Origin of the sequence: Nocardioides dongkuii, assembly GCF_014127485.1 — a bacterium.
GTDB lineage: Bacteria > Actinomycetota > Actinomycetes > Propionibacteriales > Nocardioidaceae > Nocardioides > Nocardioides dongkuii.
In genome coordinates, this window is record NZ_CP059903.1 from 3,970,206 (window position 1) to 3,987,418 (window position 17,213).

Below are 17,213 nucleotides of genomic sequence, written 5' to 3' on the forward strand. Positions count from 1 at the left end.
GCGTGACCGCCCTCGCCCTCGTCGGCAGCGCCATCGCACTCACCGGCCCCGGGCCCGGACGGGAGGGCACCCTCGCCGCGGACTTCAACGCCGAGAAGGCCGCCCAGGGCCTGCCGCACACCGACCCTCCCGGCACCCCCGCGCACACCCACGACGACCCGGCGACCAAGAACGCGCTGTCCCGCGCCTCCGAGGTCAGCGCCGAGACCCAGGACCCGACCACGGCCGCCCAGAAGCGCTCGGCCGCGAGGTACGTCGAGAAGCAGCGCCGGATGAAGGACCCGCGGTTGACCCGGGTGCCGGTCACCGCCAAGCGGCGCACCCACCCGCAGGACCGCTACGCGATGGCCAACGGGTGCTACCGGATGGCGGGCGGGCCGGTGTTCTTCAAGCCCACCGCCCTCGGCACCTACCTGCTCTACGACGACGACCGGCGGTTCATCCTCGACGGCGGCGAGCGGGTCGCCTCGCCCTCGCCGGCGGCGGAGTGGCGGGCCACGAAGTCCGGGAAGCGGATGGCCTTCCGCAACGGCACCGGCCCGCTGCGGATCGGCCGCGAGTCGACGTTCCGGCTGCGGACGGCGAAGGGCTGCGCGGCGTACCCCGAGTCGCAGATCAGCGTCCGCGGCAAGCCGTACGGCGGCGCCACGTCGTACCAGGAGGTGCGGGGGTACGTCGACGCGCACACCCACGGCATGGCCTTCGAGTTCCTCGGCGGCGGCGCCCACTGCGGCAAGCCGTGGGACAGGTACGGCGTCGCGTACGCGCTCGTCGACTGCCCCGACCACACCACCACCGGCGGGTACGGCGCCCTTCTCGAGTCGCTGCTGTCCGGCGAGGCCAACCACGACCCGGTCGGCTGGCCGACGTTCAAGGACTGGCCCGCCCCGGAGTCGCTGACCCACGAGGGCACCTACTACCGCTGGCTGGAGCGCGCCTGGCGCGGCGGGCAGCGGATCTTCGTCAACCTGCTGGTCGAGAACAACCAGCTGTGCATGCTCTACCCGGTCAAGAAGAGCCTCGAGTACGCCGCCTGCGACGACATGGTCTCGGTCCGGCGCCAGGCCCGGGACATGTACGAGATGCAGGACTACATCGACGCCCAGTTCGGGGGGCCCGGCAAGGGCTTCTACCGGATCGTGACGTCCCCGTGGCAGGCCCGCCGCGTCGTCAACGCCGGCAAGATGGCGGTGGTGATGGGCATCGAGACCTCGGTGCCGTTCGGCTGCACGGTGAAGCTCGACGTCCCGCAGTGCAGCACCGCCGAGATCGACCGACAGCTCGACGCCGTGCACAAGATGGGCGTGCGGCAGATGGAGCTGGTCAACAAGTTCGACAACGCGCTGTCCGGCGTCGCGGGCGACACCGGCGCGATCGGGCCGGTGGTCAACCTCGGCAACTTCCTGGAGACCGGGTCGTTCTGGGACATGAAGCACTGCGAGCCCGCGGACGGCGAGTCCCACGACAACAACCAGGCGGCCATCCCGGACATCAGCGCGGGGCAGCAGGACGCGCTGTTCGGCGCGGTCGGCCAGCTCGTCGACTCCCTCGGCCTGCTGCCCGACCTGGCCCTGCCGCTCTACCCGCCCCCGGACCACTGCAACAGCCGCGGCCTCACGACGCTCGGCGAGCACACCATCAAGGCCCTGGCGAAGCGGCACATGCTCTTCGACCCCGACCACATGAGCGTCAAGGCCCGCCGGTCCTCGATGGACACCATCGAGGAGCTCGACTACTCCGGCGTGCTGTCGAGCCACTCCTGGTCCACCCCCGACACCTACCCGCGGATCTACAGGTCCGGCGGCTTCATCGCGCCGTACGCCGGCGACTCGACCGGCTTCGTGGGCAAGTGGCGCCGGCACGTCGGCTGGGCCGACAAGCGCTACTACTGGGGCCTCGGGTTCGGCGCCGACATCAATGGCCTCGGCGCCCAGGGCGACCCGCGCGGCGCCGACGTGCGCAACCCCGTCCGCTACCCCTTCCGGGGTCTCGGCGGCGTCCGGGTGCAGAAGCAGCGGGCCGGCCAGCGCGTCTACGACATCAACGTCGACGGCGTCGCGCAGTACGGCCTCTACCCCGACTGGGTCGAGGACCTGCGCCAGGTCGCCGGCGGCGCGGACGGCGCCGACATCGTCGACGACATGGCCCGCGGCGCGGAGGCGTACCTGCAGACCTGGGAGCGGGCCGAGGGCGTGCGCCCCGACGCCTGCCGCAACCCCGGGCTCCGCAAGCCGGTCGGCAAGGTGCGCTCCCTGGTGCGCCGGGGGATGACCACCCAGCAGGTGCTGCGCGCCGTCGGGCAGCCCTACACGCGCCTCGGCACGTCGTACGGCACCTGCGCGCGGGCCAAGGGCGACAAGAAGGTGCCGGTGACGATCTCGTTCACGAAGGCGGGCCGGGTGCGGGCCGTGCAGGTCCGCGGCTGAAGTTACCGGCGGGTACGATACGTGTCACGCCCTCCGGCCACTGACGAAGGGTGCGTGGGCCTCTAGGCTCACGGTCGCGCGCGCCGCGCCCCATGACGAGGAGCCCTGGTCCATGCAGATTGTCGCCATCGTTGTCTCCCTGGCCATCACCGCGGTCGCGGTCGGCCTGGCCGCCGTGGCGGTACGGCGGATGCTCGCCGTCGTCCGGATGGGACAGCCCGCCCTCGGCCGCACCGACCAGCCGGGTCGCCGCTGGGCGAACATGGCCAAGGAGACGCTCGGCCACACCCGGATGCTCCAGTGGACCTGGATCGGCATCATGCACTGGTTCGTGGCGGCCGGGTTCATCTTCCTGTCCTCGCTGGTCTTCGGCGCCTACCTGCTGATCTTCGACGCCCACCAGGCGTTCCCGGTCATCGGCAACTGGATCGTCTACGAGTACCCCGTCGAGCTGCTGAGCTGGCTCACGCTGGTCGGCATCCTGTACCTGATCTACCGCCGCCAGAAGGACCACCCGCGCCACCAGGGCCGCCGCTCGCGCTTCTTCGGCTCCAACTTCTGGCAGGCCTACTTCGTCGAGGCGATCATCCTCAGCGTCGTGCTGCTCGGCATCACCCTGCGCACGATCGAGTACGCCGTCCTCAACAACGCCGAGTACCTCCGCGACCACCCGGAGGCGGCCGACCACAACGGCCTCGCGCACTTCCCCACCACCGCGTGGATCGGCGAGCTCTGGAGCGGCCTGTCGCTCTCGGCGCTCGAGAACCTCATCTACGCCCTGGCGATGGTGAAGATCCTCGTCTCGATGACCTGGCTGATCGTGATCAGCCGCAACATCACCATGGGCGTCGCCTGGCACCGCTTCACCGCCTGGTTCAACATCTGGTTCAAGCGCGAGGCCGACGGCACGACCGCGCTCGGCGCGATGAAGCCGCTCACCAGCGGCGGCCAGACGATCAGCCTCGACGACATCGAGGACCTCGACGAGGACACCGCGCTCGGCGTCGGCAAGATCGAGGACTTCAGCTGGAAGGGGATCCTCGACTTCACGACCTGCACCGAGTGCGGCCGCTGCCAGTCGCAGTGCCCCGCCTGGAACACCGAGAAGCCGCTGTCGCCCAAGCTGCTGATCACCGCGCTGCGCGACCACGCGTACGCGAAGGCGCCGTACGTGCAGGCCGGTGGCGAGGGCAGCGAGGCGGCGACCGCGCTGCTCGAGGGCAACGACACCCTGACCCGCGAGGTCGAGCGGCCGCTGGTCGGCGACACCGGCGACGACTGGTTCTACATGCCGGAGAACGGCGCCGCGGTCATCGACCCCGACGTCCTCTGGTCCTGCACCTCCTGCGGCGCGTGCGTCCAGCAGTGCCCCGTCGACATCGAGCACGTCGACCACATCATGGACATGCGCCGCCACCAGATCCTGGTCGAGTCGAACTTCCCCGCCGAGCTCAACGGCCTGTTCAAGGGCCTGGAGAACAAGGGCAACCCGTGGAACATGTCGCCGAACGCGCGCATGGACTGGGCCAAGGGGCTCGACTTCGAGGTCAAGGTCGTCGGCGAGACGATCGAGTCCCTCGACGAGGTCGACTGGCTGTTCTGGGTCGGCTGCGCCGGCGCCTACGAGGACCGCGCCAAGAAGACCACCCGCGCGGTCGCCGAGCTGCTCGACATCGCCGGTGTGAGCTTCGGCGTCCTCGGCAACGGCGAGACCTGCAGCGGTGACCCCGCGCGCCGGGCCGGCAACGAGTTCGTCTTCCAGGGCCTGGCCCAGCAGAACGCCGAGACGTTCAAGGCGCACCAGGTCAAGAAGGTCGTCTCGACCTGCGCCCACTGCTTCAACACGCTCAAGAACGAGTACCGCGAGTTCGGCGTCGAGCTCGAGGTCGTCCACCACACCCAGCTGCTCAACCGCCTCGTGCGCGAGGGCAAGCTGACCCCGGTCAACGACGGCGCCGGCGCCCACAAGCGCTCGATCACCTACCACGACCCCTGCTACGTCGGCCGCCACAACGGCGTCTACTCCCCGCCGCGCGAGCTGCTCCAGGTGCTGCCCGGCGCCGAGTACGTCGAGATGGAGCGCAACTCCGAGCGGTCCTTCTGCTGCGGCGCCGGTGGCGCCCGCATGTGGATGGAGGAGAACATCGGCGAGCGGATCAACGTCAACCGCACCAAGGAGGCCGTCGGCACCGGCGCCGACCAGATCGCGGTCGGCTGCCCGTTCTGCCGCGTGATGCTCTCCGACGGCCTGACCGCCGAGCAGGCCAAGGGCGAGGCCCGCGAGGAGGTCGAGGTCCTCGACGTCGCGCAGATGCTGCTCGCCTCGGTCAAGGGCGAGATGGCCACCAAGCAGGCGCCCGGCTCGGCTGGCTCGGCCGGCGGCCAGGCCGTCGCGACGAAGGCGGAGCCCGAGGCCGGCGACGAGACCGTCACCGAGGACACCGTCGTCGCCACCGAGGACGCCGGCCCGCTGGCCAAGGCCTCCGGCGGCTCCTCGCTGTTCGACACCCCCGAGGCGAAGGCGCCGGCCGAGACCGCCGATCCGGACAAGTCCGCCGCCGAGGAGGCGAAGGTCGCCGAGGCCGCACCGACGAAGAGCGGCGGCTCGCTGTTCGACCTCGGTGGCGACGAGGCGGAGGCCCCGGCCGAGGCCAAGACCGAGGTCAAGGCCGAGCCGGCCCCCGCGAAGCCGGCGAAGGCCGACGCCGACCTCGGGTCGGGCGGCTCGCTGTTCGACCTGGGTGGCGACGAGGCCGAGCCGGAGGCCGCGCCGGTCCAGAAGCCGGTCGCCGAGGAGCCGGTCGAGAAGCCGGTCGAGCCGGCGAAGCCGGCTGCCGACCTGGGGTCGGGCGGCTCGCTGTTCGACATCGAGGCCGACGTGGTCGAGTCGTCGCCCGCGGCGGAGTCCGCCGAGACGTCCGCCGCCCCGGTGGTCGAGGAGGAGGCCCCGGCCGAGCCCGAGGCCGCGCCTGCCAAGCCCACCGCCGACCTCGGTTCGGGCGGCTCGCTCTTCGACATCGCCGCACCGCCCGCTGCCGCCCCGGCGCCCGCGACGAAGGCCGAGCCGACGCCGGAGCCGGAGCCGGAGCCCGTGGCGAAGGCCGAGCCGGCGCCGCAGCCGACCTCGTCGGGAGCCGCCGCGACGCCGAAGACCGACGTGGACTTCGACGACCTCGGTTCGCTCTTCGACATCGAGGCCCCGGCGGCGTCCACCCCGGCGGCGTCCACCCCGGCGGCGTCCACCCCGGCCCCGCCGGCCGAGGCCGAGTCCACTGAGGAGCCGGAGCCGGAGCAGGAGCAGGAGCAGCCCGCCAGCGGCGGCGCCGCGGTGAGCGCGGCGGCCACGGCCGCCGCGAGCTCGGACCCCGAGCCGGAGCCGGAGCCGGAGCCGGAGCCGGAGGCCACCGAGGAGCCGGAGCCCGAGCCCGAGCCCGAGCCCGAGCCCGAGCCCGAGCCCGAGCCCGAGCCCGAGGAGAAGCCGAAGCCCACCTCGAACGGCGCCGCTCACCAGCCCAAGACCGGCGTCGACATCAACGAGAGCAGCTCGCTCTTCGACCTCTGAGTCGATTCCCCACAGTGCGGTTGATTGGTCGCAGCAGGTGCGACCGATCAACCGCACTGTGCGCAGGGGCCACCCGCGCCGAGGATCACTGCCAGGCGAGCGGCGGTCCGACAGGGACGGCCGAACACTTGTCCGTAGCCCAGCCGCACGGTGCGCCGACCCGACACCGCCACGTCGAGATCGCGATCGAGGTCACGATCCCGGGCGACCACCGAGTCGTGGTGGAGCCGACCGTCCAGCTCCACCACCGAGCCATCCGGGTAGCGGACGTCCCGGAACATGCGCCGCCCGTCCTGGTCACGCTCCTCGGCCTGGCGCTCCCCGCGCGGGAGTCCGTGCGGCCGCTCGACGAGGGTCAGGTAGCCGTGCTCCAGGACCGAGCAGGTCCCCGTCGCGACGTCCTCGAGGACCCCGGCCAGGACCGCCCGGCGCGGCACGCGAGCCCGGGAGCTCAGCGCCTGGCTGACCCGCGCAGCGGTGGTACGCCGACTCGCGCACACGTCTGAGGACGGCGATGGCGTCGAGGTCGGTCCGCGCCTCGACCGCACAGTCGAGCGCCGCCTCCTCCACGCGCATCCGGGGAGGGGAGGCGTTCCACTGGACGCGCTCTCGGAACCCGCTCGTGCGGTGCAGGACCACCCCGGCCGGCGCGACGAGGTGACGTCCACGTGCGACGGCGACGTGGACCACCCGATCGTCGTGCCCGAGCCGACCGAGGCCGGCGACCGCCCGGAGGGCGGACCCGTGGCTCAGCGCCGCCGGCCAGGCGTGCTGCACCGCAGCCCAGGCCTGCTGCTCCCAGGTCAGCGGCCCGGTGTGATCGACGTACACGCCCGGATGGGCGACGGCCCACTCGCGGCGGCGGAGCTTCCGCTCGATGTCGGACCTGGTCAGCCCCGCCGCCAGCGCCTGCCGGCGCGAGACCACGCCGCCCTGGTCGGCGAGCAACAGCGCGAGGGCGTCCACCGCCCCAGGCTGGCCCGGCGGAGCGGCCTGTGGGGCCGCGCGGACCGATCTGTGGAGAAGACCTACGGCGCCTTGGCGACCTCGTCCTTGTCGGTGTGCTCGGGCACGAGGATGGGGCGCAGCCGCGCCCAGCCCATGAACGCGAGGCCGACGACGAGCAGGCCGATCCCGGCCCAGAGGTTGGCGTTGACGCCGCCGGTCTTCTCGGTCTCGGTGTCGCCGAAGAGGCCCATCAGCGTCAGGATCACGCCGTACGCCGTGAGCAGCAGACCGATGATGTTGCGGATGTCGAGCAGGCCGGCCTGGTGACGGCGCGGCTCCGCCTGGCCGGCGGCGGGGGGCTGGGAAGGCATGCGGTCCTCCTCGGGAGGGTCAGAAGAGCAGGTTCAGGACGATGACCATGGCGAGCGCGATGCCGGCGAGCGGCATCGTGCGGCGGTACCAGGGGTAGGACGCCTCGTTGGCGTCCACCAGGTCCTCGCGGGGGGTCTCGGAGTAGACGAGACCCTTGAGCTCCTCGACCGGCTTGGGCGTGGTCACGAGCGAGACGGCGACGCTGAGCACGATGTCGACGACGAACGCCGTCGCCGCGGCGACGAACGCCGCGCCCTGGCCGCCGAGCGGGATGATGCCGAGGCTGAGCGAGCCGAAGGCGTCCTCGCTGAGGAAGGCCACCGCGACCGCCGACACGGTGCCGGCCACGAGGCCGACCCAGCCGGCGGTGGGCGTCATCCGCTTCCAGAACATGCCGAGGATGAACGTCGCGAACAGCGGGGCGTTGAAGAACCCGAACAGCACCTGGAGGTAGTCCATGATGTTCGAGAAGTTCGTGGCGAGGTACGCCGTGCCGATCGCGATCACCGTCGCCGCGACCGTCGCGATCCGGCCGATCAGCAGGTAGTAGGAGTCCTCGCGGTCCTTGACGGCGTACCGCTGCCAGAGGTCGTAGCTGAAGACCGTGTTGAACGCCGAGATGTTGGCGGCCATGCCGGCCATGAAGGCGGCGAGCAGACCCGCGATCGCGACGCCGAGCAGGCCGTTGGGCAGCAGGTCGCGCATCAGGTACAGCAGCGCGTCGTTGTACTCGACCGTGCCGCCGGTGCCTCCGGAGACCTCCTCGCCGGCCTTGGTCTCGGCGATCTCGCTGACGAGGACCGCGGCGATCATGCCGGGCAGGATCGTGATGAACGGGACGAACATCTTCGGGAAGGCGCCGATGATCGGCGTCTTGCGGGCCGAGGAGATCGAGTCGGAGGCCATCGCGCGCTGGACCTCGACGAAGTTCGTCGTCCAGTAGCCGAAGGAGAGCACGAACCCGAGGCCGAAGACGATGCCGATCACCGAGAGCACCGGCGAGTCGAAGCCCGTGAGCGCCTCACCCGGCCAGGAGTTGAGCTGCTGGTCGGCGGGCGCGACGGCGGGGTTGCCGTCCGCGGCCTCGGTGATCTTGTCCTTGAGGCCGCCGTACCCGCCGACCTTGTTGAGGCCGATGAGGGTCAGCGGGAGCAGCGCCGCGACGATGACGAAGAACTGCAGGACCTCGTTGTAGATCGCCGCCGAGAGCCCGCCGAGCGTGATGTAGGAGAGCACCACGATCGCCGCGATCAGGAGCGCGACGAAGAGCGGCCAGCCGAGCAGCGCCTGGATGATCGTGCCGAGCAGGTAGAGGTTGATGCCGGCGATCAGCAGCTGCGCGATCGCGAACGAGAACGAGTTGACCAGGTGGGCGCCGGTGCCGAAGCGGCGGAACATGAACTCGGGGACCGAGCGCACCTTGGAGCCGTAGTAGAACGGCATCATCACGACGCCGAGGAACAGCATCGCCGGGATCGCGCCGACCCAGAAGTAGTGCACGGTCGGGAGGCCGAACTCCGCGCCGGACGCCGACATGCCCATGATCTCGACGGCGCCGAGGTTGGCGGAGATGAACGCCAGGCCGGTCACCCAGGCGGGCAGCGAGCGGCCGGAGAGGAAGAAGTCGACGGAGTCGGACACCTGGCGACGGGCCATGATCCCGATGCCGAGGACCACCACGAAGTAGAGGCCGATGATCAGGTAGTCGACGGCGTTCGCAGAGATCAGCGTGTCGCTGGCGAGCGGACTCATGGAGGAGCCGTTCCCCGATACCCCCCGCGGCAAACGACAGCACCGGCGGCGTCGACGGCGTCGACGGCGCGACCGAGGTCCGCCCGGGTCAGGAGCGCATCGCGACGCCCTCGCGCCAGTAGCCCATGAACGACACCTGCCGGCGGTCGACGCCGAGCCCCTGCACCAGCGCCCGGCGCAGCCCGGTCACCAGCTTCGACTCCCCCGCGATCCACGCGTAGAGGTCGGCGAGGTCGGGGTCGGTCGTCACCGGCGCGGCCTCGACGTCCTCGCCGGAGGAGGAGTACGACGGCGTCTCCCACAGGTCGGGGTCGACCTCGTCGTCGCCGACGGCCAGGTCCACGGCCAGCGGCGCGAGGCTGGTCCCGAGGTGCTCGAGGACGAGCGCGTGCAGCCGCTCCGCCCGCGGGGCGCCGTCGCGCGGCACCCAGGTGACCGCGACCCCCTCGGGGTGCCGGAGGGTCTGCACGTCGGCCGACAGCGGCACCTCGAGGTACGCCGCGCCGCGCGCGTCGGCCGGGAGCGCGCCCAGGATCGCCGCCACGGCCGGCACCGCGGTCTCGTCGCCGACCAGCAGCAGCCGGCCCGCCGTACCGGGGGTGAACTCGATGCCGCCGTACACCGCGCCGCGCCGCGGCGCCATGGTCACCAGCCGGTCACCGACGGCCGCGGCGGCCGCCCAGGTCGAGCCGGGGCCGGCCTCGCCGTGGCCCTCGACGCCGTGCAGCACGAAGTCGACGACCAGGCGGGTGTCCTCGCCCTCGCCGAGGACGTCACGCACGGTGTAGGTGCGCATGTGGCCGCGCTCCTCGGCGGGCCGCGCGAACCACGACGCCATCGCCGTCTCGTCGGCGCCCACGAAGGACGGCAGCGGCCGCCCGGCCGCCGGGAAGATCAGCTTGATCCGCTGGTCGAGGAGCGGGCCGGAGTCGACGCCGAACTCGGCGAGGGCGGGCGATCCCAGCTCGATGCGCACGTAGCTCGGGGAGAGCCGGTCGACCCGCCGTACCTCGACCTCCTCGAGGAGCATCGGCAAGGCGGGTGCGGCGAGCGTGGTCATCAGGTCCTCGAGCGTCGGAATCAGGTAAGGCTGACCTTACCTGACTACGACTCAGATCGAGGTGCGATGGAAGTTCTGGAACGACCGCGACGGGGTGGGTCCGCGCTGGCCCTGGTAGCGCGAGCCGTACTTCTCCGCGCCGTACGGGTGCTCCGAGGGCGAGGAGAGCCGGAAGAAGCAGAACTGCCCGATCTTCATGCCCGGGTAGAGCTTGATCGGCAGCGTCGCGACGTTCGCGAGCTCCAGCGTGACGTGCCCGGAGAAGCCCGGGTCGACGAAGCCGGCGGTCGCGTGGGTGAGCAGGCCGAGCCGGCCCAGGGACGACTTGCCCTCGACGCGCGCGGCGACGTCGTCGGGCAGCGTCACGACCTCGTACGTCGAGCCGAGCACGAACTCGCCCGGGTGCAGGATGAACGGCTCGTCGCCCTCCGGCTCGACGACCCGGGTCAGGTCGCTCTGGTCGGCCGCGGGGTCGATGTGCGGGTAGCGGTGGTTCTCGAAGACGCGGAAGTACCGGTCGAGCCGCACGTCGATCGAGGACGGCTGCAGCATCGCCGGGTCCCAGGGATCGAGGGCGACCCGGCCGTCGTCGATCTGGGCCAGGATGTCGCGGTCAGACAGCAGCACGCGCTCAACCTACCGGCACCCCGCCGCCTCCAGGACCCGCTCGACCTGCGCGAACGCCGCGACCTTCTCGTCCCACTCCTCGACCAGCGCGACGCCGCGTGCCTCCAGCTCGGTCCGGGCGCGGTCGACGTCCCCCTCGACGAGCGCCACCAGGCCCACGGCGCTGCTCGCCGCCCACCGCACGCGGTAGCCGTCCCCGGCGTACCCCCCGACCCGCTCGGCCAGGTCGCCCTGCTCGCGCAGGTCGGCCGGCGGCGCGCAGGGCTCGGCGGACGGCGGGCTGCTGCTGCACGCCGTGAGCGCCGCCACGAGGAGCGTCCCTGCCAGCCACCACCGCACGGACCCACCTTCTCGCCCGCGGCACAATGACGCCATGGCTTTCCACCGGTACGTCGCGCTCGGCGACTCCTTCACCGAGGGGGTCGGCGACCCCGACCCGCGCCGTCCCAACGGCCTGCGCGGCTGGGCCGACCGGGTCGCCGAGGTGCTCGCCGCGAACGACCCCGACTTCGGCTACGCCAACCTCGCGATCCGCGGCCGCAAGCTCGACGGCATCCTCGCCGAGCAGCTCGAGCCCGCCGTCGCGCTCCGGCCCGACCTGGTGACGATCTACGCCGGCGCCAACGACATCCTCCGCCCCCGGGTCGACCTCGACGCCCTGGTGGAGCGGTACGACGCGGCGCTCGGCAAGCTGGCCGCCACCGGCGCCCGTCTGCTGGTGTGGACCGCGTTCGACCCGGGCGGGACGCCGCTCTACCGCGCCGTCCGCGGCCGGTTCGCGCTCTACAACGAGCTGGTCCGCGAGGCGGCCGAGGGCCACGGCGCCACGATCGTCGACTTCTGGCGGATGAAGGAGTACCGCGACTGGCGCTACTGGGACGAGGACCGGATGCACATGGGTCCGGCCGGCCACCAGCGGATGGCGGTCGCGGTGCTCGACGCCCTCGGCGTCCCGCACGCGCTCGAGCCGCTGCCGCTGCGCGAGATCGTGCCGCTCAGCCGCACCGAGGCCTGGCAGGCCCACCGTGCCTGGGTGCGCGAGTCCGCCGGGCCGTGGGTGCACCGGCGGCTCACCGGGCGGTCCTCCGGCGATGGCCTCGACCCGCGGTACCCCGTCCTCGGCCGCCCCGACCTGGGGTAGCATCCTCCCGCCGGTCCAGCCGGCACTGCGGATGTAGCTCAGTTGGTAGAGCGCGACCTTCCCAAGGTCGATGTCGCGAGTTCGAGTCTCGTCATCCGCTCCACGGCACCACCCCCCGCGCACGCCCGGCACCGCCGGTGACGCGTGTGACTCATGGGGCGATTGACAACTCCTGTGACAGTTGTGGACAGTGGACGAGCCGGTTCCCTTCCCCGTCCGGCGCTTCCCCAGCTGTCTCGGAGTCCCGGATGTCCCGCCCCCGTCCCCGCACGCTCGCCCTCGGCGCCCTCGCCCTGATCCTCTGCGCCACGCCGTTCGTCCCCCGCGGCGGGGACGACGACAACGGCGCGATCACCCCGTCCGGCCAGGCCGCGGCCCGACCCGCGGCGACCGCCGGGTTCGGCACGCTCACTCCCGAGGCGCAGGCCGAGATCGACCGGGTGCTCGCCCAGGGCGCCTCGGTGTCCGCCTCGACCTCGGCCCGCCGCTCCCCCGAGGCGCTCGCCGCGGGCCTGGCGCGATGCGCGGAGTTCGAGGGTCAGCGCTACTGCCTGGGCTCCGGCTGGACGCAGGACACGCCCGCCGAGGTGCAGGCGCGGGTCGCCGCGAGCGCCCGCGCCGCGACCACGACCGGGCGCCGGGTGCCGGTCGAGCAGACCGGCGACCTCGACGCCGCCGCCCTGCTGGAACGTACGGCGGCCCTCCCCGCCGCCGAGCGCGCCGAGCTCGAGCGCGCCGAGCTGACGATGGCGGCCCGCTCGGTCGCCAAGGTCTGGCTGCTGCGGCACGAGATCCAGGGCGAGCCGCTCCCCGACGGCTTCCTGGAGCGGCACCCCGAGGCCCAGGCCGACGGCACGCCCGCCACGACCGCGCGCACCGCCGCCGTCGGGCGCCAGTCCGGGCCGGCGGACTACCCCGAGAAGGCCGTCATCATGAGGCCCGGCCGGGTCTCCTCCCAGAACCGCACCTACTGGTGCGGCCCGACCTCGATGCAGATGATCGCCTGGGGCTGGACCGGCACGAAGTCCAGCCAGGGCGGCTGGGCGCGCAAGCTGGGCACCACGACCAGCGGCAGCTCGATCTGGGACATGGTCCGCGTCACCAACGAGAGCACCGGCTGGGACCGGAAGAGCCACGCCGGTCCGTACGTCGTGCTCGACATCGGCGACTGGTCCTACCGCGAGTGGAAGACGCTGCTGATGCGGCACCTCGCCGACTACCGGGCGCCGGTCGTGCTGCACCCCATCCTCCTCGAGCGCTTCTACCCCTACCTCGACGACGACGCCTCGGGCCACTTCCAGGTCGGTCGCGGCTACACCCGGCGGCCGGGCAAGCCGGTGAAGATCTCCTACTTCGAGCCGTGGAACCAGCAGCGCTTCGACCCCTCCGAGCCCTACATCGAGCGCGTCCAGTGGCGGGCGGCGTACAAGAGCTACCGCGGCAACCTCGCCCACCACCAGCACAACATCGGCGTCTGATGCCGGCCCGGTACGCCGGCGCCGCGGCCGCCGCGCTCGTGCTCCTGGTCGCCGCCGGCTGCGGCGGGGACGCGACCGAGGAGGAGCCGGCCCCGGCCCCGGCCCCGTCCAGCGAGTCCAGCGAGCCCGCCGAGCCCAGCCAGACCAGCGACCCCGCGACCATCGACTGGCAGCCGGTCCCCGGCCCGGTCGAGGACAGCGTCACGTCCAACGGCACCTGGACGCTCACCGTCTCCGAGGACCGCCGGGAGGCGACCCTCGAGTCCGCCGACAGCGGCTCGGCGTCCGGCGGGAGCGGCCTGGTCAGCGACGCGCTGCTCACCGACACCCACGCCCTCGTCGTCCACCAGGACCCCGAGGAGATGGAGCCGGCGCGCGCGGTCCTCACCGAGCTCGCGACCGGCGAGGAGACCGTGCTGGACGGCGGCTCCGAGGTCCCGACCACCACCGGCGGCACCTGGGCGCTCGGTCCCGACACCCTGGTGCACGCGACCGTCGGGCCGGGCCGCGCGTACTGCCTGGCCACCGTGGACCTCGCCACCGGCGAGGCGACCCGCGGCTGGTGCGCGCCGCGGCGGCACGGGTTCACCGACGCCCGGATCACCGCTGCCGGCACGACCCTGCAGACCTTCGACGACTCCCGGCCCTCGTGCCGCACGGTCGCGACCGTCGAGGGCACCGAGCTCGTCCCCTTCCCCGACGCGCCCGACTGCACCGCCTGGGACGGCCTGGTGCTCGACTCCGGCCAGGTCTGGTCGGTGGTCCGCAAGGAGAACGACGTGGAGCGGGTCGACCTGTTCGCGACCGGCCCCGACGGGGGCGACCCCGTCGAGCTCGGCCCCGGCACGTCCGGGACCCTCGTGGCGTGCGGCGACGCGGCGTACGTCGTCCGCGACCCGCAGGGCCCCCGCGAGCCCGCCCGCCTGGTGCGCTGGGACGGCACCACGGCCGAGACCGTCTACGAGTCGCCGGCGGGCCCGGCGTTCCTGGACACCCCCCGCTGCGGGGGCGACGTGCTCACCGTGACGGCGTACGCCGAGGGCGGGGACGAGCAGGTCACGGCCACCGTCGGCTGACCCGGAGGCGGCTCCGTAGGCTGGACCGGTGAGTGCCTTCACCGGTTTCCCGGCCGCCGCCCTCGACTTCTACGACGACCTCGAGGTGGACAACACCCGGACGTTCTGGGAGAAGCACAAGAGCGTGTACGCCGAGGCGGTCAAGGCGCCGATGACCGCCCTCTGCGAGGCGCTGGCCCCTGAGTTCGGCCCCGCGAAGATCTTCCGGCCCTACCGCGACGTCCGCTTCGCCAAGGACAAGACGCCGTACAAGACCCACCAGGGCGCGTTCGTCCAGGTCGGGGACGCGACCGGCTGGTACGTCCAGGTCTCGCCCCGCGGCATCAGCACCGACGCCGGGTTCTACCGCGCCGAGGCACCGGTCCTCGCCCGCATCCGCGCGGCGATCGACGACGACCGCACGGGTCCCGGGCTCGAGGCGCTGCTGCGCGACCTGGAGGGGCGCGGCTTCGTCATCGGCGGCGACCGGCTCAAGACCACGCCGCGCGGGTACGACCGCGACCACCCGCGCATCGAGCTGCTGCGGCACCGCTCGCTGACCGCGCACCACGACCTCGGGTTCGGCCCGGTCGTGCACACCCCGGAGCTGCTCGACCTGGTCCGCGAGGACTGGCGCGTGCTGCGACCCCTGGTGGAGTGGGTCGCCCGGCACACCGGCTGAGCGGGCGGCTCAGCCCTTGGTGAACGACGCCATCGTGCGCTCCGGCTCCCAGAACGCCCGCATGGAGGCGACCCGGCCGTCGTCGTGGACGACGTAGACCATCACCAGGTCGGTCGTGGAGTGGCTGCCGTCGGCGAACGTCGTGCGGATCCGGCCGACGTTGGCGCAGGTGTTGCTGCCGGGGTTGGCGAAGGAGTCGGTGATCTCGAAGGCGAAGGACTCGATCGGCTCGATCGCCTGCTTCCAGAACGCCGCGATGCCCTCGTGCCCGCGGTGGCCGCGGCCCTCGGGGTCGAACATCGAGGGACCGACCGGGTCCTCGAGGACGGCGTCCTCGGCGTACACGGTCAGCCACTCGGCCAGGTCGCCCTTGGCGACCGCGGAGTAGGAGCGCTGCGAGGCGGCGCGCGCCGGGTGGTCGTCGTTCGGGGCGTTCCAGGTGATGGCGTCGGACGAGATCATGGCCGCAGCGTAGACCGAACGTAGAACACGTTCTAGTGGACTAGTGGGGCTGCCAGGCGTCCTCGTCGGCCGTGCGCGAGGTGACCGCCTCGGGCAGCTGGTGGTCCGCGAGCTGCTGGATGGAGACCTGCTCGAAGACGTCGCGCAGCGAGTGGCGGGCCGCGATCCACACGTGCTGGAGGACGTCGGCGGACTCGTTGTAGCTGACCGCCTCCGGCCGGAGCCCGTAGACGGAGACCAGCGGCCCGTCGACGGCCCGGATCACGTCGGCGACCGAGACCTCGCTGGCCGGACGCCCCATCCGCCACCCGCCGGACTGGCCGCGCTGGGAGATCACGACGCCGGCGCGGCGGAGGTCGGCGAGGATCGCCTGCAGGAACCCGTGGGGGATCTCCTGCAACCGCCCGAGCTCCTCGGCGCTCACCGCGCGGCCGTCCGCCCGCGTCGCCATCTCGATCAGCGCCCGGAGGGCGTAGTCAGACTTCGCGGAGACTCGCACAGGTCCAGTGTGTCAGAAATGTCCATCCACACAGTCGACCAAGGGGGGTCAGGCCGGCAGGAGCTCCTGCTCGACGGGCTCGGCCCGGCGCGCCCGGCGCTCCTGCCGGACGGCCCAGACGATGCCGGAGATCCACAGCACGCCCACGACCGAGGCGATCGCGATCACCGCGCTGCCCGGGGCGCCGAGCGTCTCCGCGATCGTCTTGGTGTTCGTGAGCACGATCAGGCCGCCGGCCGCCACGCCCAGCACCCGGGCCGGAAGCTTGCGGACCAGCCACGCCGCGACCGGGGCGGCGATCACGCCGCCGGCGAGCAGCGCGCCGGCGTACGACCACGGGATGCCCTGCGAGCCGAGCGCGAGGATGAAGCCGATCGAGCCGCCGACCGCGACCACGAACTCCGAGGTGTCGATCGAGCCGATCACCTTGCGGGGCTCGAGGCGTCCCGAGGAGAGCAGCGTCGTGGTGCCGACCGGCCCCCACCCGCCGCCGCCGATCGCGTCGAGCGCGCCGCCGACGAGCCCCATCGGCGCGAGCATCCGGGCGCTCGGGCGGCTCTTGAACGTCGGGCGCCGGCCGCCGAGGACCAGGAAGCGCCAGATCACGTAGAGGCCCAGGCACAGCAGGATGCCGGCCACCCACGGCTTGGCGACGTCACCGTCGAGGCTCGCGAGGAACGTCGCGCCGGCGAAGGCGCCGATGAAGCCCGGCACGGCGAGGATCGAGACGGTGCGCCAGTCGACGTTGCCCAGCTTGTGGTGGGAGAACCCGGAGACGAGCGAGGTGCCGATCTCCGAGAAGTGCACCGCGGCGGACGCGGCCGCCGGGGCGATCCCCACGGCGATCAGCAGGGTCGAGGACGTGACCCCGTACGCCATGCCGAGGGAGCCGTCGATGAGCTGGGCGAGGAGGCCCACGAAGCCGAGGACGATGAGCTTGCGCATGCCGTGGCCTGCACCTTCTGTCGTTCGGTGCCTGCACCGGCACCGAATGAGAACAACCATGAAACAGGTCTGACACGTAACATACCCGAACTAGTCGTCTTTGACGAGATTGGTCTGGACCCCCGGCGTGGCGCGGCGTGGCTCCTGCCACACCGGGTCGCCTGTGTTGCGAGGCGGTCGGAGTGGACCTACCATCAAGTTACT

Annotated in this window: 15 protein-coding genes and 1 tRNA gene; 7 read left to right on the plus strand and 9 right to left on the minus strand. The window is 72.3% G+C overall.

Annotation, left to right across the window (positions count from 1 at the left end):
* The first annotated feature begins 2 nt into the window (after window positions 1–2).
* Window positions 3–2,426 (plus strand): amidohydrolase family protein, encoded by a 2,424-nt coding sequence (locus tag H4O22_RS19210; protein WP_182524899.1) that lies wholly within the window; start codon window positions 3–5, stop codon window positions 2,424–2,426.
* Window positions 2,427–2,538: 112 nt separating this feature from the next.
* The gene (locus H4O22_RS19215) at window positions 2,539–5,988 is read left to right on the plus strand and encodes a (Fe-S)-binding protein (protein ID WP_182524900.1); all 3,450 of its coding nucleotides are present in this window, start codon (window positions 2,539–2,541) and stop codon (window positions 5,986–5,988) included.
* Window positions 5,989–6,035: 47 nt separating this feature from the next.
* Here H4O22_RS19215 and H4O22_RS20460 read toward each other — a convergent pair whose 3' ends face one another.
* The 6 genes from H4O22_RS20460 to H4O22_RS19245 all read right to left on the minus strand — a co-directional run bounded on the left by H4O22_RS20460 (window position 6,036) and on the right by H4O22_RS19245 (window position 11,086).
* A complete protein-coding gene (locus H4O22_RS20460; protein ID WP_220451216.1) occupies window positions 6,036–6,269 on the minus strand; it encodes a hypothetical protein in 234 nt (77 codons plus the stop codon).
* A 747-nt stretch (window positions 6,270–7,016) separates the two neighbouring features.
* Complete coding sequence (locus H4O22_RS19225) at window positions 7,017–7,307, minus strand: hypothetical protein (RefSeq protein WP_182524901.1); 291 nt, start codon at window positions 7,305–7,307, stop codon at window positions 7,017–7,019.
* A 19-nt stretch (window positions 7,308–7,326) separates the two neighbouring features.
* Complete coding sequence (locus H4O22_RS19230) at window positions 7,327–9,060, minus strand: sodium:solute symporter family protein (protein WP_182524902.1); 1,734 nt, start codon at window positions 9,058–9,060, stop codon at window positions 7,327–7,329.
* A gap of 88 nt (window positions 9,061–9,148) precedes the next feature.
* Window positions 9,149–10,120 (minus strand): siderophore-interacting protein, encoded by a 972-nt coding sequence (locus H4O22_RS19235; protein WP_227466051.1) that lies wholly within the window; start codon window positions 10,118–10,120, stop codon window positions 9,149–9,151.
* A 51-nt stretch (window positions 10,121–10,171) separates the two neighbouring features.
* Window positions 10,172–10,747, minus strand: a complete 576-nt coding sequence (gene dcd, locus H4O22_RS19240; RefSeq protein ID WP_182524903.1) for a dCTP deaminase — start codon at window positions 10,745–10,747, stop codon at window positions 10,172–10,174.
* Between the two features lie 9 nt (window positions 10,748–10,756).
* Entirely contained in the window at window positions 10,757–11,086 is a 330-nt protein-coding gene (locus H4O22_RS19245; protein WP_182524904.1) for a hypothetical protein, read from the minus strand.
* A 34-nt stretch (window positions 11,087–11,120) separates the two neighbouring features.
* On the opposite strand from H4O22_RS19245, the gene H4O22_RS19250 reads away from it, so the two are divergent.
* From H4O22_RS19250 to H4O22_RS19270, 5 genes are all read left to right on the plus strand, one after another.
* Window positions 11,121–11,888 (plus strand): SGNH/GDSL hydrolase family protein, encoded by a 768-nt coding sequence (locus H4O22_RS19250; protein ID WP_182524905.1) that lies wholly within the window; start codon window positions 11,121–11,123, stop codon window positions 11,886–11,888.
* Between the two features lie 27 nt (window positions 11,889–11,915).
* Window positions 11,916–11,991: transfer RNA gene (locus H4O22_RS19255), tRNA-Gly, on the plus strand.
* Between the two features lie 145 nt (window positions 11,992–12,136).
* Complete coding sequence (locus H4O22_RS19260) at window positions 12,137–13,366, plus strand: C39 family peptidase (protein WP_182524906.1); 1,230 nt, start codon at window positions 12,137–12,139, stop codon at window positions 13,364–13,366.
* Window positions 13,366–14,442: a hypothetical protein gene (locus tag H4O22_RS19265; RefSeq protein ID WP_182524907.1), complete on the plus strand. Its 1,077-nt coding sequence runs from the start codon at window positions 13,366–13,368 to the stop codon at window positions 14,440–14,442. Before H4O22_RS19260 ends, H4O22_RS19265 begins: the two co-directional genes overlap by 1 nt.
* A gap of 28 nt (window positions 14,443–14,470) precedes the next feature.
* Window positions 14,471–15,103, plus strand: a complete 633-nt coding sequence (locus H4O22_RS19270; protein ID WP_182524908.1) for a DUF2461 domain-containing protein — start codon at window positions 14,471–14,473, stop codon at window positions 15,101–15,103.
* Window positions 15,104–15,112: 9 nt separating this feature from the next.
* On the opposite strand, the gene H4O22_RS19275 is transcribed toward H4O22_RS19270, so the two are convergent.
* The 3 genes from H4O22_RS19275 to H4O22_RS19285 are packed head-to-tail and all read right to left on the minus strand — an operon-like array spanning window position 15,113 to window position 17,009.
* The gene (locus H4O22_RS19275) at window positions 15,113–15,565 is read right to left on the minus strand and encodes a nuclear transport factor 2 family protein (RefSeq protein ID WP_182524909.1); all 453 of its coding nucleotides are present in this window, start codon (window positions 15,563–15,565) and stop codon (window positions 15,113–15,115) included.
* Between the two features lie 40 nt (window positions 15,566–15,605).
* Window positions 15,606–16,064, minus strand: a complete 459-nt coding sequence (locus H4O22_RS19280; RefSeq protein WP_182524910.1) for an RrF2 family transcriptional regulator — start codon at window positions 16,062–16,064, stop codon at window positions 15,606–15,608.
* Between the two features lie 48 nt (window positions 16,065–16,112).
* Window positions 16,113–17,009, minus strand: a complete 897-nt coding sequence (locus H4O22_RS19285) for a sulfite exporter TauE/SafE family protein (RefSeq protein ID WP_182524911.1) — start codon at window positions 17,007–17,009, stop codon at window positions 16,113–16,115.
* Window positions 17,010–17,213: the final 204 nt, after the last annotated feature.

Coding starts and splice junctions, on each gene's coding strand:
- H4O22_RS19215 (WP_182524900.1), top strand. CDS start 2,539: ATGCAGATTGTCGCCATCGTTGTCTCCCTGGCCATCACCGCGGTCGCG.
- H4O22_RS20460 (WP_220451216.1), bottom strand. CDS start 6,269: ATGTTCCGGGACGTCCGCTACCCGGATGGCTCGGTGGTGGAGCTGGAC.
- H4O22_RS19225 (WP_182524901.1), bottom strand. CDS start 7,307: ATGCCTTCCCAGCCCCCCGCCGCCGGCCAGGCGGAGCCGCGCCGTCAC.
- H4O22_RS19230 (WP_182524902.1), bottom strand. CDS start 9,060: ATGAGTCCGCTCGCCAGCGACACGCTGATCTCTGCGAACGCCGTCGAC.
- H4O22_RS19235 (WP_227466051.1), bottom strand. CDS start 10,120: ATGACCACGCTCGCCGCACCCGCCTTGCCGATGCTCCTCGAGGAGGTC.
- H4O22_RS19250 (WP_182524905.1), top strand. CDS start 11,121: ATGGCTTTCCACCGGTACGTCGCGCTCGGCGACTCCTTCACCGAGGGG.
- H4O22_RS19260 (WP_182524906.1), top strand. CDS start 12,137: ATGTCCCGCCCCCGTCCCCGCACGCTCGCCCTCGGCGCCCTCGCCCTG.
- H4O22_RS19265 (WP_182524907.1), top strand. CDS start 13,366: ATGCCGGCCCGGTACGCCGGCGCCGCGGCCGCCGCGCTCGTGCTCCTG.
- H4O22_RS19275 (WP_182524909.1), bottom strand. CDS start 15,565: ATGATCTCGTCCGACGCCATCACCTGGAACGCCCCGAACGACGACCAC.
- H4O22_RS19285 (WP_182524911.1), bottom strand. CDS start 17,009: ATGCGCAAGCTCATCGTCCTCGGCTTCGTGGGCCTCCTCGCCCAGCTC.